The following is a 13,934-nucleotide window of genomic DNA, read 5'->3' as shown; positions in this document are numbered from 1 at the left end:
TTTATAGTCCTTGGATTCGTACTCGGCCGCATCGCTCTCGGGCGATGCTTGATGTTATCCGAAAACCGTTGGAAGCGACGAGCGCCCGACCTGCGCCCGGGATTGACGCGCATATCCCGAAAACCCTCACCTGTAAAGGCGCCGGGCGTGTTGAACAACAGATTGATCGCCTGTTAGCGAGACTTCAGGTTGATAAAGTTGAAGCTAATTGATCCAACAGCACTCTAGATCCTGACTGACCTCGAAGAGTGTAATAGCCTTTCCGTGATAGGAAAACGCGAAATCCCGATTCTTGAACCACCGCTTTGCACCGTCGACGTTTGCCTGAATTAGATTCGTATCCCCACAGTGCATCATAGGTGCGCCCGTAAGGTGAATTTGTGAACCTTTGGGTATGCGATGCGGCGATTGTGGAATCACCTGACTCGTAATATTTGATCTCTGATCCTTGGGGTCTTTGGTGGTCCGACAACTAACCTCAGCGCTATCGACGGTGCTTGTCACGTCGATTTGGTTCATGGCAGCCGCCCGAACGACGTTCGGGAGCACGGCAACCGGTGTGAGCACCACGTCATTGAGAAGTGGACCGTTTCGAAAGTCTCCGCGAGAAAAGACATAACTGCGTGCGTAAAGTTTTACGGGGATGTCGTGGCTTTCGCATTCGACCAGATATTCTCGACCTCTTTGGAGCTCGAGCGATTTAGCTGTACCGACCTCGAGCCGTCCTTCGGTGTGCCCGTCGATCTTGAGGTCGCAACCATACTGCACAGCGTGAAACGTTACGGAATCTGCTCTTGCGGGTAATGACAGTGTCGCGATGATCAACGACGAAGCAGAGACCACTAGCTGCATAAGCGATGTGTTCATGATCCTGACTCGTTCGATTCGTTGATAAGTCGTTCGGTCATGGCTTCTGATTTCGCTTTTCTTTTAAGCTTAATTGACTTATTAAAATCATCTGTTGCGCGAATCAGAGGTCCACAGAGAAATGCAGTTAATATTCCTACAACGACCTGCAGGTATGGACTCGAAGTCGCTGGGAAAAACTCCACCACCGATTTGAACATAGTTACGAGTCCCACCGCGGCGGAAATCCAAGCAACGAAAATCAGGGGATTCGGGTGGTCGATCAAGGGCGCTATATCTGACACGATCTTCAGAGGGCGACCGAAGGCAAGGAAAACCAAGATCATGCAGCACCCGATAGCGACGCCGGTTAGAGAGAGCCACTCAGAATCGGGACTTTTATGCTCCGAGTCGAAGTCCCACTTCGTTGCCGCGGCCGAAACGGCATGTGCGATTGCAACTCGGGTTTCGGGCCAGCGATTCGGAGTTTCGCCACGCCTAACCTGCAAGTAGATTTTGGACGTGACGTCATACGGCTTTTTGAGTTCTTCGATCAATACCTCCCCAAGAAATTTGTTGTAGAAACCCGCCTTGCTCAGTTTTCCTATTCCGGTACCTACTGCCGGCATGACCAGCGCATCGATGGGCTGTTTACGGCGCATTTCCGAAAACAGCGATTTCAAGCCATCCGAGACGGCATTGCTAACGCAGGCTTGATAGTCACCCTCGGCAACGGCAATGCCATAGCTATTCCAACATGGCTGGCGAGCAGAGTCCCCCGATGTTTCAACGATGGCTGAGAGCCTTGCGAGCCAACGGATGTGGAAGGATTTGCGATAGATATCATTACAAGGATCAATCGAAGTCGTTCCGATTTCCTGAAAGCTTCGTGATTCTTGCTTAATCCCGCACCCGGCGGTTGCGGCATGGTTGAATTCTCCGATGTTAGCTCTACGCTCGTCGACCGAGGAAAGCAGCAGCATGCTTTCTCCGAGATCTCGCCAGACGTTGCGCGGCTCTATCGACTGGTCAAAGAATTGCCCCTCGACCATTGAGACTTCGACTCGATGGCCATTTGCCTGAATGAATTCTACGAGAGGTAGCTGAGCACCGAATTTTGGTCCAGAATTATCACCCAAAGCTTCAAGGGCCTTCTGAATACCTATTGGTGGCGATTCCGTCGCGGCAACTGGCGCAAGAATGCTCGCCCAATGTTTAGGGTATTCCGAGTGAAGTCGCCACATCCCATATGTCGCGACTGCAGCCATGAGAACTGCGACCCCCAAGAGCCAGAACCGAGTGACGGCGGGTATTTCCGGTGCGCGGGCGGTACCTTGTGATTCAAGTTCCTGCGGATTGTTGATGGCCACGGCTTGTCCTTTGAGGTCGTTCTACCCTCATTGCCCCGTCGGCAAAAACTGGTGCATCGGACTCTCGAACGAGTTGAATCGCTTATGCTAGGTTTGACGATGTCTTTAACTAGTGCAATTGCGAACTGCGCGCTCGCCTTGATCGAAAGCCCTAATGAGTCACGGTTCTCGCGTCCGTCTCAGACATTGGCCGGGTTGTCTATCTTCCAAGACTATTCTGTAATTTTTGCATCGAGCTTTCTTATGTGCGCTAGCACACATATCGCAACCGCTTGCGGCTGAGGGTCCGGGACCGCGTTATGAGCAGCAAGTGGCCCAGTGCTGGCATGGGCTCATCTAGCGTGTTCGTTAGCACACAGACCGCTGCCTTCGGTCTGATGAGAATGCGGCTCACGTGATGGCCTGGACCAGCCATCAAAAGGTGGGATTCTGACCGCCATTCGAGCGGATACACAGATGGGGGCGATAATGAAAACTACAGTCGTTACATTCACGTTTGTACTCGCATCGAGCATTTCGATGTCCGTGCACGCGCAATGGATCGGCGGCGCACACCCAGTGCAGCGAAATCAAACGTCCCGACAGGAGCAACAGCAGTACGATCAGGCGCTCGAGTACATCAACGGTGGTCATAATACTTTCGAACGTGCAACACGAGCCCGTGCAATGGCAGGCATTCTTGGAGCGGTGAACGGCAAGCCGTCACATAACTGCGTATCGCAACAGAACGGGAGCCAGACTTACACCCAATGTCAGTAAGCCGCTGGTATGGCGGGATCCGATGCGGCTATTCGCGTACGCTTTTGGGTGGCAGCGACGTGTCCGACATGGGGAGCTCCGAGGAGTTCAACTCGGCGCAAATGATCGAAATAGTTCCGCCGCCCACGAGATTGTCGAAATCAGTGACGGTGAATCCCTCGGCATCACGCGGGAAGTCGCTCACGTAGAATCCGAGGGTTCTTAGCTGTCCGCGAACGTGCTTTTGTACCGAAGAGTCGGCACTGGTCTTTCGCGACAAGGCGCCTCAGACTCGTTGAACGTGCTTCTGCTTCTCATAGCCCCGGCGCCTGTATGTTGTGGCATCGACGAATGGTCGTGCCGACTATAGTAGCAGTAAGCTCCAAATTTTCGCCGATTCGGCCGGCCGGTTCTCTCTGACGAACTCGGTCGTCGCATATGGGGCCTTCCGTGCGAGTTCCCGCTCGTTCGTGTCGGTGCGCCCGACCTGCGCCCGGGCGATCACGCACGTTCCGGAAACCCTCACGGATAGGTGCACGGCGAGTGTCAAGCAACAGATCTTGAATCTGTTGTTCCCTGTTCCGGCATCCCGTCGGACAGCGACGGATAGACGCGTCTACGGCTGTAGTACTAACATAAAGGTCAGTAAGATATCTTTCCCAATAACTTCTTGATATTTTCAGCTTCCGTCGCATATTCCTCTAGGCGACTACGTAATGCTCGCTTTATCCCGCGCGCGGCACAGGCCATCTGCGCATGCATCTGGCGCGAATCTGCGCCTTCACAAGGCTCATAGGAAGATCTGTGCTCCGCAATCAAACCTCCGAGGAGATGTTCGCGGCTGGGAAGCCGTAACTGTAGCGAATCCTGATTTGGCGGAATCACCTGTTCGACTGAGAGATTAATAAGATCATGAATCTGGCCTCGGGTGACAAGCTTCCCAAGATGTTCAAACGCCGCGCGACCAATGATGTCGAGTGGCGCACCCACAAGATCACGCATGTTCGAGCTACCAGCGGCTAACTGCAACATCATGCCCAATGTTCCTGCGCGGTCTCGCCGTGGCATCAAATACGATGCGAGATTCAAGTAGTATTGGCTGAGAATTTGAAGAGTCTCATCGGGCGAACCATCAGGATGGCGGAACCCGTTAAGGTTGACGTTTACAAAATGGTGCCACGTGGTATGCGCGACTATGCGGCCAACACCTGCCTGTTGGCCATCGTATGCAGATATCAAATCTATCCGCTCTCCGTTGTTCTGATTGACGCCTCGGGCCACGATTGTTGGCATCGGTTGATACCCATTGGCGGCTCGTGGCCAATCGGCGTCGTTAAAGTCGGGCGACCCGGACGGCAACGTCACGACCCCTTCGTGGCCGTGGTCCGCCATGACGGTGATGATTCCCGTCGGATCGTCGTCGCTTGGTGCGCCTTGAAAAAGCGGATGCCAGTGGAGTTCGATCGTCCATGGCGTAACTACTTCCCAAATGAATGGATAAATTGTTTGGGGAACGCCATCAGCCTGTTTGGGCATGAGCCCCATGGCCGAATCGTCTCCTGAAGTATTAATCACTGGCCCACCTTGGGTCACGTATGCGCAGCCACTGTCCGTGCCGAACCATTTGCGCATCTGCCCAGCTCTCGGGATGGTCCGACCTAGCGCGTACCCCAGGTTATGGAGCAACCCATCGGGCGCCATATTGGAATGATCGCCCAGAATCAACACTCCTCCGCCATTGTCCATCCAGTTACGTAACGCGGTTAGCTCGTCAGAAGACAGCAGACTCTCTGGATAGCCATTTTGATCTGGCGCGGTTCTTACACCGCCGCTGCTCGTAACCATTTCGGAATCGTTGAAGTTCCCCAGATGCTGCCCAAAAAACCATATCTGTCCATACTGTTTCAGAAGGTCTGGCGTCAGTAGGGTCGGCGGATGTTTCCGCGTCGTATTCTCCGGGATGTCCCCGAATTCGTTTAACTCCCAAAATCGATTAACGAGATCGACAGTTACGCTTGGGATCAATGATGCCTCAAGCAGTTCCTTTAGGATGCTAAGTCCAAATTCGGTCGTGGTTTTCCGCAAGTTGGTGCCACCGGTGGGAACAGAGAGCAGGTGCGTCGCTGAGTAGTCTGCGTAAAAGAGAATTTTGGTAGACGGAAATGGAATGACACTTGGCATGATTGCCCTCCGAATCGGTGGAATTGTCACGTCGTCCCGCTGAACTCACAATTGGCCCGAAAGGAAAGATTGACGAGTGCATAAGCGTGTCGCGCCATCCGCTAGACAGCGACAAGCAGCACGGCCGATCGGCCAAGATAAGTTGTCGCCGCCCAATCCGCCGAGTCCATAATCCAGCAACGAGAAGGGCTGTCGCAATAACATGGTCGATACGGTTGGCTAACCGGCCGCAGAGGGGCAGAGAGCCAAGCTATAACGACGATCGTCTCACGTAGGCCCGGGAACGGACACTCGCAGGTGATTCCTGGACGGCGCAAACGAGTCGGTTGCCCGTCGAGCCTATCGAGGGCGCGCCCGACCTCCGTACACGCGCCTCACACGTTTCCCGAAAACGCCCACCGATAAAGGCGCCGCGCAACCCTCACATTGGCGAAGGAATCGTGTCTCGGAATTGTTGATGGTCGGCCCCATTCATTGCAGACTACGGGCGCGAGTTTGTTGCCGACGCCTAAAGCTCTCTACTTCCAGTTTATAAGAGTCTCACTTTATAAACACGCCAACAGCATCCAAGTAGTCTCCTGCACGCCCGAGGAAGCCGTCAATACACATTCCGGCCGGAGCCGTGTAGACGTAGTCCGTGTTCCCGCCGTTTCCACCCCAACGCCGATACACACCTTGTTTCGTCTTAACGAAGAGTGAGTCAATGTATTTTCCGTATCTCACTCCCAAGGACGTTATGCAATCGCCAGCCTCAAGATCTAATCTAGACGGTTCCCCGCCATTCCCTCCATGCCGCGTGGACGAAGACCATGCATTCCAGTCTTGTTCCTTTCCGATCGGAGCGTAAAGAGCAGTGATAGAATCAACGTAGTTGCCAGAGCGTACATATAACGCGACAAGTCGAACTAACGGACCACGAGGCGAGTTGCTTCCGACGCTATCTCGGAATGGTTGTCCTCCAGGTCCTCCAACCGGACCGAAAGAAAGTTCGGACTGCGAAAGAGCGGCAGAACCCAGAAGCGACAGGGCGAGAAGCGTAAGTAGTCTGGCGGTTTCTAGAAGGCGGAGGCGATCTCTCACGACGGTGCTCCTCATCTTGAACTGCCTACATATCTGCTATTTGCGGTTAGTCGAAATGCTTCACCGCTTGCGAAGGGCTTGGGGTTTGTTGCTGCCCACGAAAACGGGTTTTCCTCATAGGCCACGCAACGCATTTACTACGCTGGGCGCTGGGTTGCCTATCGTCCAAGAGTATCTGATGATTTTTGCACGGACCTTTCCTTATGTGCGCTAGCACACATATCGGAACAGTTTGCGGGTGACGGGGCCTTGCGCAAGTAAGCTGCGCCCGACCCGCGCCCGAGAATGGTGCGCGCGGTCGAAGTCGTGCCAGGAGGGACAATCGGCAGACGCTCAATAGATTCACAGTGTGTTGTTTGGCGGGCGGCGTCGGTCCGTGGCATAACAGAGGAGTCTCATCGGGCAAGAATCGGCCCAGCCTGACTACGTGACAGACGCCAATCCGGTGCGTGGTACCAAGTGATGTGGCCACTCATAGCACACTCCGGACATCAGCCGCTCCCGGCAAGCCGGCGAGCGCGGTGAGACTCCACTGGCCGACCGGGTTGGCTGCGAACAACAACACAACTGGCAAATCGGACCATCAACTCGCGTGCTCACGCTCAGCGAATCGATGGCCGAGCGTCAGGATTTGGGCACATGTTTGAGCAGTCTCTTATGAAACTCGTCTGGGTCAGTGATTCGGGCAATGTCGTCTTCGACTTCGACCTTGTGCAACTTGTGGCTCGACGGGAATGAGACTTTGGCCTCCACGCCGCCTTGCTTTTCCGTGAGCGTGTGGCCGTGAACGGCGCCGACCAGTTCGCCGTTGCTGTCCGTGACAATGGTCATTTTCATGACATTCCTCCCCCTTGAAGGTTGTGGAAGCAGCCGCCGGGACCTTGGTTTGTAACGTTCACGAAGTAGGTGGCATTGCCATTGTTATCCTTCAGCTTTCGCTGCTGGTCGGCTAGGTGCACCGCCCCCTCGTTAGGAATTTTGATATCGGCAGAAGCGAACTGGGTACCTTGGTCGCCGCCGCCATAGCTATAATTCCAAAACGCAACCCCTCCAGGCGGTAAAAACGTCAATGGACCGACATTGTTGAAAGCCATGGGACACCTCCATTAAAAATGCGTACGCGTGGAATCACGCGTCTGCGTCTCTCCTTTCAGGACCGTTGCCACTCCAGCGACCCAAAAAGAGCTTTTGTCCACACAGTAAACGAACCACGCCGGCACGCTTGCAATGCCGCTAACGGTTATTGGCGGCATTGCAATTAATGGCATAAAAATGCCGTGAGTTGCGCAATCCGTCATGCTGATCACCTGAATGGAGCGGCGCCGACTGGCCGATACAACTGTCGCCGCTGTGGTCGTGCGGGGATGAACGATGGCAAGAGATCGAGGTAACCGTTCGCAACCCGATGAAAAGATCATCCGTGGGGCGGCTGGCGGCACTTGAGGCAAAGTGCATGCACAAAGCCGTGCTACCGAAACTACGGAAAGCCCGACCTGCGCCCGGAAAGGACGAGAGCGTCGCGAAATGCTCGTTGCGCGACTCGTTGCTCACCTGGTTTGATAGGGTGCAAAGCGAGCATATCTTTCGTCGAAAAAGCTACTCCCTCGAGGATCTAACGTGGCGATTTCAGGGGCTCGACGTTTGGTTGACAGCGGGAAATAGCATCCTAGAATCATCCAAAGGATACCTCCCATTCCAGTAGGTCCATTAATTTGCCTTTGACCTATCCCGCTCCAGACTTTGGAGGTGCTTTACTGCGCCCGGCCCATTCAGCGCCAAAGGAGCAGCAAGAATGAAGGTAAGAAGAGATCTGCTTTTGAGTCTGCGAAAGCTGTCGCGGGCTAAACGCGTCTTCTTGATGCTAGTTGCGTTAATTGCGAGTTGGTGCTCTTTTGCTCAAGCGCCTAATGACCCCTCTCATCTCGTGCGCGAGCCTTCTGAGATTTCACCGCCTCTCGTCCATCAGCCAATCCATGAATGCGCTTTGACGGTGCAAGTCGATACATACGTCAAGCACGCACGCATCCGGATCTACTCGAAAGGCAAGGTCATTGGAGATCAACCCCTCGACAAGCACCCGCCCGGAGTTGTCAAGCTTTTTAGGCCGCTAGATACCAGCGACAGCATCACCGCAACACAAACTATCAATTCCATCGAAGGCGGACAATCTTACGATTCTGTGCCGGTAACGGGTTACCCCGATCCACTTACGACGCCAGTCGCACTCCCGGACGTGTACCAATGCGGTCAGGTGGTGCCTGCAGCGAACATGGTGGAGAGCACCCACGTCGAGGTATCGGAGTTTCCTCCGCCGCCTCCTAACCCGCTCCCTGACAATTCACCGACCATAGGAAGCAACGAAAACACCAGCAATTGGGATGCGGTTACGACCGCCGCGCTTGCCGGCAATCAACGCAGCGTCGTTGTTCGTCAAATTGCGTGTCCTGCAAACGCAACCCCACCCAAAGAAATCAGTCCATTTTCGGCCCCATTGGGCGAGAAGCAAGCGCCTAATCCGCCGCCCGCGCCGACGGTAAAGCAGCCGTGTCAGAACTGCACGGAGGTCCTCGTCGGTAACCTCAAGGTCGGTGCCGAAATCGCCGTTAATGTCGGGGGAACTGTTGTTACTGGACTGGCGAACGCCGATAGCAATATTGTCGACATACCGCCGGCAGTCCCAGGAATCACAGCAACCCAGAAGTTGTGTACTACCAGTCCTCCGTCTGCGCCGGTTGACCCGAAAAGCTCACTGAATATCCCGATACTAGGCAATCCCATCTGCCCAGGAGCCCACTACGTCAGCGTGGCCAACACGGACTTGGGTGCCACGGTTATGTTGTATCACAACGGGTCATTCGTTGGAGCAACCGACGGCAACGGCGGCACTGTGAAGTTCGGTATCGGCTCACCGACGGTGCTCAATGAGAACGATACTGTTGAAGCGGTGCAGGTGTCCGGCAGCGCCAAAAGTACGCCGTCGGATGTGACGGTTGGCTGTGGAAGCGGTGGTAATGTCGTCACACAACACAATGACAACTTCCGCACGGGCGTCTACCCGTATGAAACGACACTCACCCCTGCTGCCGTTCTCGCCCGCGGAATGAAACTTAAGTGGCAGCATCCTATTGACGGATGGTTGCAGGGACAACCACTGTACGTTCGGAATGTCGAGTTTCAGGGGCGGCCTGCCAACGCGGTGTTCGTCGGCGCGCTGTTTTCCAACAAGGTGTATGCACTAAACGCAGACACTGGAAACGAAATCTGGAGCACCGCGCTGGTAGACAGCGATCTGGGAAGGCGTAATCTGAGCTTCGGCATTGACTCGACTCCGGTCATCGACGCAGCCAGTAATCGGATTTACGTCGTATTCGCTACGAAAAATCAGAAACTTGACACAGCTACTGACCCGGACAGTACCCATCCACCGCCGCCGAGACAGGCGAGCGATGGCACGGTCACGCCGCCCGTTTTTCAAGACACCGATTTGAAAAACTTGGACGTAGCTTTCTGGTTGGTCGCACTCGATACCCGTACGGGCAAAGAGGTCGCGAGGACCATGATCCGCGCGGTCACCTATCGAACGAACGGACAAACTGTTTCTTTTGAAGGGCCATTTCACCGGCAACATCCGGCGCTTTTACTCGATCACGGCTCCGTGTACGTTGCCTTTGGCTCTATCGCCGGCTCCGAGGCTTACCTCGAATATCACGGTTGGGTAATGGCTTATAGTGCTACCGACCTCAGCTTCCAAGGCTCCTTCAACACTTCAAAGGACTATGCGCCTCCGCGGACCCCGTATACACGGTCCCACCCCGATGATGCTGCTGGGATTTGGCAAGGCGGTGGAGGATTGGCCGCCGATCCGGACGGTAATATTTATTTCGCCACAGGTAATGGGACCGCAGACGTCGTCAACGGTAAATACGGCGACACCTTCGTAAAACTCTTTCCTACCGGCAGTACGCTCGCTCCCGTTGCCACGTCGGTTCCATTCGATTCCGTCCTAATGCAACAGAACGACTCAGATCTTGGCGCGGGCGGGATGACGATCATTCCGGGGGGCGGCCCTGTAATAGGCGGAGGAAAGGCGGGTTTCATGTTTGCCCTCGAACGCGGCACACTGCAGCAAAGGCAAGAATTCACTGCTTCAACGAACCAATATGATCCTGCGAGGCGGGACGACACATGGAACTTAGGGCCTCATCTTCACGGGTCTCCCACCTATTGGCGTGGACCGGATCGGACTTACGGGTACTTGTACGTCTGGGGCGAGAAAGACTACCTCCGGCGTTACTCGTATAACACGTTAACCGGAAAGTTTGAAACTTGCTCCGGGGGCTCGAGCGGCCCGGGATGTCCGCTTAGAGGCTCCGTCAAGGCGTTGGAGACCTTCCATGCGATGCCCGGCGGGATGATCTCAGTATCGACGAACGGGAACCACCCCGGCAGCGCAGTCCTATGGGCCGTGCTTCCGACTGGTCCAGCGACAAACCTCCCGCCTCCTGGGCGCCTCTATGCTTTCAACGCCGAGACATTCCAGCCACTCTGGGACACAGCGATACCGAGTATCGGCCATTGGGCACCTCCTGCTGTTGCGGACGGGAAGGTGTTTGTCGCAACGTCCTCAGGCTTTGCGATCTGTTATGAACTGGGCCCGGAACAGTCACCCGGCACCACGACATGGGTCCCCTACAAGCCGATGGCCTCGGCGGCCGCATTGGCGCACCATATGACGGCCGTTCCGCGAGACGAAGTGGTCATGAACACGCTTTCAGACAAAGCGCTCGCTCAGATCTCGCCGCCGCCGGAAGCCAGCAAATATGCCGTCCTCATCGCGGATGGCACCATCAGTTTCGCGCCGACGACGGTGTCTTCCGGAGAACAGTCGAGCTGGAGAAGCGAAGACACTTCACTGGAAGTGTCGGTAACGGTCGCTGGGCAATTATTCCCCCGCAAGGAGAAGATCCACGTGGAGATAACGCCCGACCTCGTATGGACCGCGAGCGACGGGAGCAGAGCGCGAGCTGAGCTAGTCCAGCACTTCGCTGCTCCCCAGGACGGCGCTGCGTCGTGGGCGCTTTATAGAGTCAAAAGCAGTGCGGGAAGCGGCATATTGACCAATATCACTTATATTCAGCGTCTTGCAACGGAGGGGGGCACTCCCCCGGACACTTCTCCGGGACCTGCGAATGCCAGAGCGCGTGCAGCGTTCTCGGCGAAGTACGTTTTATACAAGGAAGCTCGGCCGTAATCGTGAACAGCCCTAAGCGGGCATATCGGCGTCGATGTCTGAACGTCAGAGCTGGCCGGACAATCGCGCGTGGCGTTTCGGGCGGGTTTGGGAGTGGAGCAGCGGAAGACCACTGCATCGATTGGACGAACGGCAGAAACTGGTAATCCACATCTGGGTGCTTGCCGATGATCCTGTTGAAGTTTTGTCGCGGATCATCCCAATCGACGATCTGCGCTATCTGGCGTCGCCACAGTAACTTCACTTTTCCCGTGCGCGCGTCGGAGGCTGCCGGTCTGGATCAATCGCTGGCTCGAGCGTTACTTCGCTCGCGGGCTTGTCGTCGCGCATTGCATGAAAGACGGCCTGACGCAGTTCGCCGCTGCGCGTCCATTCGAGGAACGAAACCTCGACAACGATCTCAGGCTTGAGCCACAGATAAGCGCGGTCGCGGTCAAGTTTCGGCGAGTTGTGGAAAGGCGAGTCATCCTGCACGCCTGCCTTCGCGCGGGCCACAAAAGCGGACGCCTGGTGGCTGGTGAAGTAGGGTGGAACGCTGCCAACATATCGAAACGAGCCGTCTGGATCGAATACGCCGAGTAGCAGGGAATCAATACCAGCCCTACCTCGTGCGACGCCGCCAACGACGAATTCCTGTTGCTGATGGCATTTGAGCTTGATCCAGTTCGGAGAGCGGCCCGAACGATAAGGCGCATCAACTCTTTTGCCAATGATGCCTTCTAGCTTGATCTCGCGGGCGGATTCCAGCAGCGAGTCCGGGTCGTTCGCAAAATCGTCGGAGTAGCGCAGTAGCAGGCTGGCTACTTCCAGCATCAGTTCGCGAAGCATCCCCCGGCGCTCCCGCAGGGGCCGTGTCCGCAGGTCGTTGCCATTGAGCCAGAGCAGGTCGAACAGGTACAGAACGATCTCAGCCGTGCTGCGCCGGTCAAACGCGTTTTGCAGGGCATTGAAGTCCGGCACGCCTTGCGCGTTGAGCACGACGGCCTCGCCATCAATCCACGCTTCATTTACCGGAAGCTTCCGAAGTGCATCGCGCAACTTCGGCATGCGACCGGTCCAGTCGTTGCCGTTGCGTGTAATGAGCCGCACGGTGCCGTTCTCGATCCGCGTCATCATCCGATAGCCGTCGAACTTGATCTCGTACGACCATTCACCGTGCGTGGGCGGGTGTCTGGCGAGCGTCGCCAGTTCCGGCTCGATCAGCGCCGGCATCATTTGTCGCCGTCCTCGTCCTCATCTCGCCATCTGATCGGACAATGTAGCGGCTGCGTCGTGTCAATCCCCGCCATCTGCAGCACCTCGTCGATGCGCTCCAGCTCAGAACTGAAATCGAGTTCCCACGTCTCGCCCTCGGCCGAGCACATCTTGCCGTCGTGAATCACCAGCAGTAGCGCGCGAGCAGCAGCGCGTCGATTAGCTTCGACTCGCGCTCGGCCTGTTCGATGAATGCCTTGGGTTTCATGGCTCACCTCCACGGCTCATCACGAGCACGGCTCGGGCCCGATTCGTCGTCTGAACCGATCGCACGCACCCAGAACACGCAGCCATACTCGCCGTCCGCGTGCACCTGAACTCGGTTTCCACGCAGACAAACGGCGTGCGACGTTCCGTTCACGGTGCCGCCCCAATGCTCGCATTCGCGACACGGACGCTTCGATCCGTAGGGATTGGTGAGTGTGGACATGGTGCAGATACTGTATAAATATACAGTAGTCTAGCCGATCGTTATCCGCAAGCGCTCCGGGCTATCATGGCGGCTCGAGGAGGCCGCCATGTGCACCAGCTACGAAGCCAATCCGAATGCTGCTCGCTGGGACGTTTTCAGCCTGTTCCCGCAGCCGGACTTCGACTACAAGCCTGAGATCTACAAGGACTATTACGCGCCGATCTTCCTGCGCGGCGGGGAGCAGTTCACGACTGTGCCGGCATCGTTCGGCATCGTGCCGCGCCGGCACATCCCGCCGGGCGTGAAGGTCTTCGATACGATGAATGCGCGCTCGGAGTCAGTGGAACAGAAGCGGAGTTTCAGCGGCGCGTGGAAGAGCCTGCAGCTATGCCTAATTCCGTGCCGGACGTTCTTCGAGCCGAACTATGAGACCGGAAAAGCGGTGCGCTGGAAGATCGGCATGGCAAACGGTGATCCGCTCGCCATCGCGGGCCTGTGGCGTCAGTGGAAGGAGGTGGACGGCTCGCTGTCGCTCGCGTTCACGATGCTGACGGTCAGCTCGGACGAGCATCCGCTGATGACGCGCTTCCACAAACCGGGCGACGAAAAACGCTCCGTCGTGATCGTGCCGCCGGCGCGATACGATGACTGGCTGTCGTGCACATCGACCGACGAGGCGCGCTCGTTCCTGCAGCTCTATCCGGCCGACGAGATGTGCGCCGGGCCGTATCCGTTGCCGCCACGGAAACCGCAGGCGTCAGTTGAAGGGGAAGGCACACAGCAGTCGCTGCTTGACTGACTG

The 13,934-nt window shown here is 56.1% G+C and carries 10 protein-coding genes; 2 read left to right on the top strand and 8 right to left on the bottom strand.

All coding sequences use genetic code 11. The annotated features are described in order from the left end of the window. Positions 1 to 204 precede the first annotated feature (204 nt). The 6 genes from BMW76_RS07525 to BMW76_RS07495 all read right to left on the bottom strand — a co-directional run bounded on the left by BMW76_RS07525 (position 205) and on the right by BMW76_RS07495 (position 7,309). Entirely contained in the window at positions 205 to 867 is a 663-nt protein-coding gene (locus tag BMW76_RS07525) for a hypothetical protein (RefSeq protein ID WP_090864527.1), read from the bottom strand. Next, positions 864 to 2,216 (bottom strand): hypothetical protein, encoded by a 1,353-nt coding sequence (locus BMW76_RS07520; protein WP_143062225.1) that lies wholly within the window; start codon positions 2,214 to 2,216, stop codon positions 864 to 866. The genes BMW76_RS07525 and BMW76_RS07520 overlap by 4 nt, the downstream gene beginning before the upstream one ends. A gap of 1,380 nt (positions 2,217 to 3,596) precedes the next feature. Next, entirely contained in the window at positions 3,597 to 5,135 is a 1,539-nt protein-coding gene (locus BMW76_RS07510) for a hypothetical protein (RefSeq protein ID WP_090864524.1), read from the bottom strand. A 540-nt stretch (positions 5,136 to 5,675) separates the two neighbouring features. Next, positions 5,676 to 6,230 (bottom strand): jacalin-like lectin, encoded by a 555-nt coding sequence (locus BMW76_RS42755; protein WP_090864523.1) that lies wholly within the window; start codon positions 6,228 to 6,230, stop codon positions 5,676 to 5,678. 609 nt (positions 6,231 to 6,839) lie between these two features. Beyond that, positions 6,840 to 7,052: a hypothetical protein gene (locus BMW76_RS07500; protein ID WP_090864522.1), complete on the bottom strand. Its 213-nt coding sequence runs from the start codon at positions 7,050 to 7,052 to the stop codon at positions 6,840 to 6,842. Continuing rightward, complete coding sequence (locus BMW76_RS07495) at positions 7,049 to 7,309, bottom strand: hypothetical protein (RefSeq protein WP_090864521.1); 261 nt, start codon at positions 7,307 to 7,309, stop codon at positions 7,049 to 7,051. The genes BMW76_RS07500 and BMW76_RS07495 overlap by 4 nt, the downstream gene beginning before the upstream one ends. Before the next feature lie 698 nt (positions 7,310 to 8,007). On the opposite strand from BMW76_RS07495, the gene BMW76_RS07490 reads away from it, so the two are divergent. Further along, on the top strand, positions 8,008 to 11,466 hold the full coding sequence (locus BMW76_RS07490; protein WP_090864520.1) for a DUF3455 domain-containing protein: 3,459 nt from the start codon (positions 8,008 to 8,010) through the stop codon (positions 11,464 to 11,466). Between the two features lie 240 nt (positions 11,467 to 11,706). Here BMW76_RS07490 and ligD read toward each other — a convergent pair whose 3' ends face one another. Together ligD and BMW76_RS40210 are read right to left on the bottom strand one after the other, a co-directional pair. Next, entirely contained in the window at positions 11,707 to 12,681 is a 975-nt protein-coding gene (gene ligD, locus BMW76_RS07485; protein WP_245763139.1) for a non-homologous end-joining DNA ligase, read from the bottom strand. Then, positions 12,678 to 12,935 (bottom strand): hypothetical protein, encoded by a 258-nt coding sequence (locus BMW76_RS40210; protein ID WP_143062224.1) that lies wholly within the window; start codon positions 12,933 to 12,935, stop codon positions 12,678 to 12,680. The genes ligD and BMW76_RS40210 overlap by 4 nt, the downstream gene beginning before the upstream one ends. A 303-nt stretch (positions 12,936 to 13,238) precedes the next feature. Between BMW76_RS40210 and BMW76_RS07480 the strand changes: the two genes are divergently transcribed. Next, a complete protein-coding gene (locus BMW76_RS07480) occupies positions 13,239 to 13,931 on the top strand; it encodes an SOS response-associated peptidase (protein ID WP_090864519.1) in 693 nt (230 codons plus the stop codon). Positions 13,932 to 13,934: the final 3 nt, after the last annotated feature.

Source organism: Paraburkholderia diazotrophica, from assembly GCF_900108945.1.
In the GTDB taxonomy this organism is placed as follows: domain Bacteria; phylum Pseudomonadota; class Gammaproteobacteria; order Burkholderiales; family Burkholderiaceae; genus Paraburkholderia; species Paraburkholderia diazotrophica.
Note: the sequence above shows the minus strand (reverse complement) of the source record. Positions and strands in the feature narration are given on the sequence as shown.

What these genes read in the sequence shown, in the direction of transcription:
- BMW76_RS07525 (WP_090864527.1), bottom strand. Translation starts at nt 867, where the DNA reads ATGAACACATCGCTTATGCAGCTAGTGGTCTCTGCTTCGTCGTTGATC.
- BMW76_RS07510 (WP_090864524.1), bottom strand. Translation starts at nt 5,135, where the DNA reads ATGCCAAGTGTCATTCCATTTCCGTCTACCAAAATTCTCTTTTACGCA.
- BMW76_RS42755 (WP_090864523.1), bottom strand. Translation starts at nt 6,230, where the DNA reads ATGAGGAGCACCGTCGTGAGAGATCGCCTCCGCCTTCTAGAAACCGCC.
- BMW76_RS07500 (WP_090864522.1), bottom strand. Translation starts at nt 7,052, where the DNA reads ATGAAAATGACCATTGTCACGGACAGCAACGGCGAACTGGTCGGCGCC.
- BMW76_RS07495 (WP_090864521.1), bottom strand. Translation starts at nt 7,309, where the DNA reads ATGGCTTTCAACAATGTCGGTCCATTGACGTTTTTACCGCCTGGAGGG.
- BMW76_RS07490 (WP_090864520.1), top strand. Translation starts at nt 8,008, where the DNA reads ATGAAGGTAAGAAGAGATCTGCTTTTGAGTCTGCGAAAGCTGTCGCGG.
- ligD (WP_245763139.1), bottom strand. Translation starts at nt 12,681, where the DNA reads ATGATGCCGGCGCTGATCGAGCCGGAACTGGCGACGCTCGCCAGACAC.
- BMW76_RS07480 (WP_090864519.1), top strand. Translation starts at nt 13,239, where the DNA reads ATGTGCACCAGCTACGAAGCCAATCCGAATGCTGCTCGCTGGGACGTT.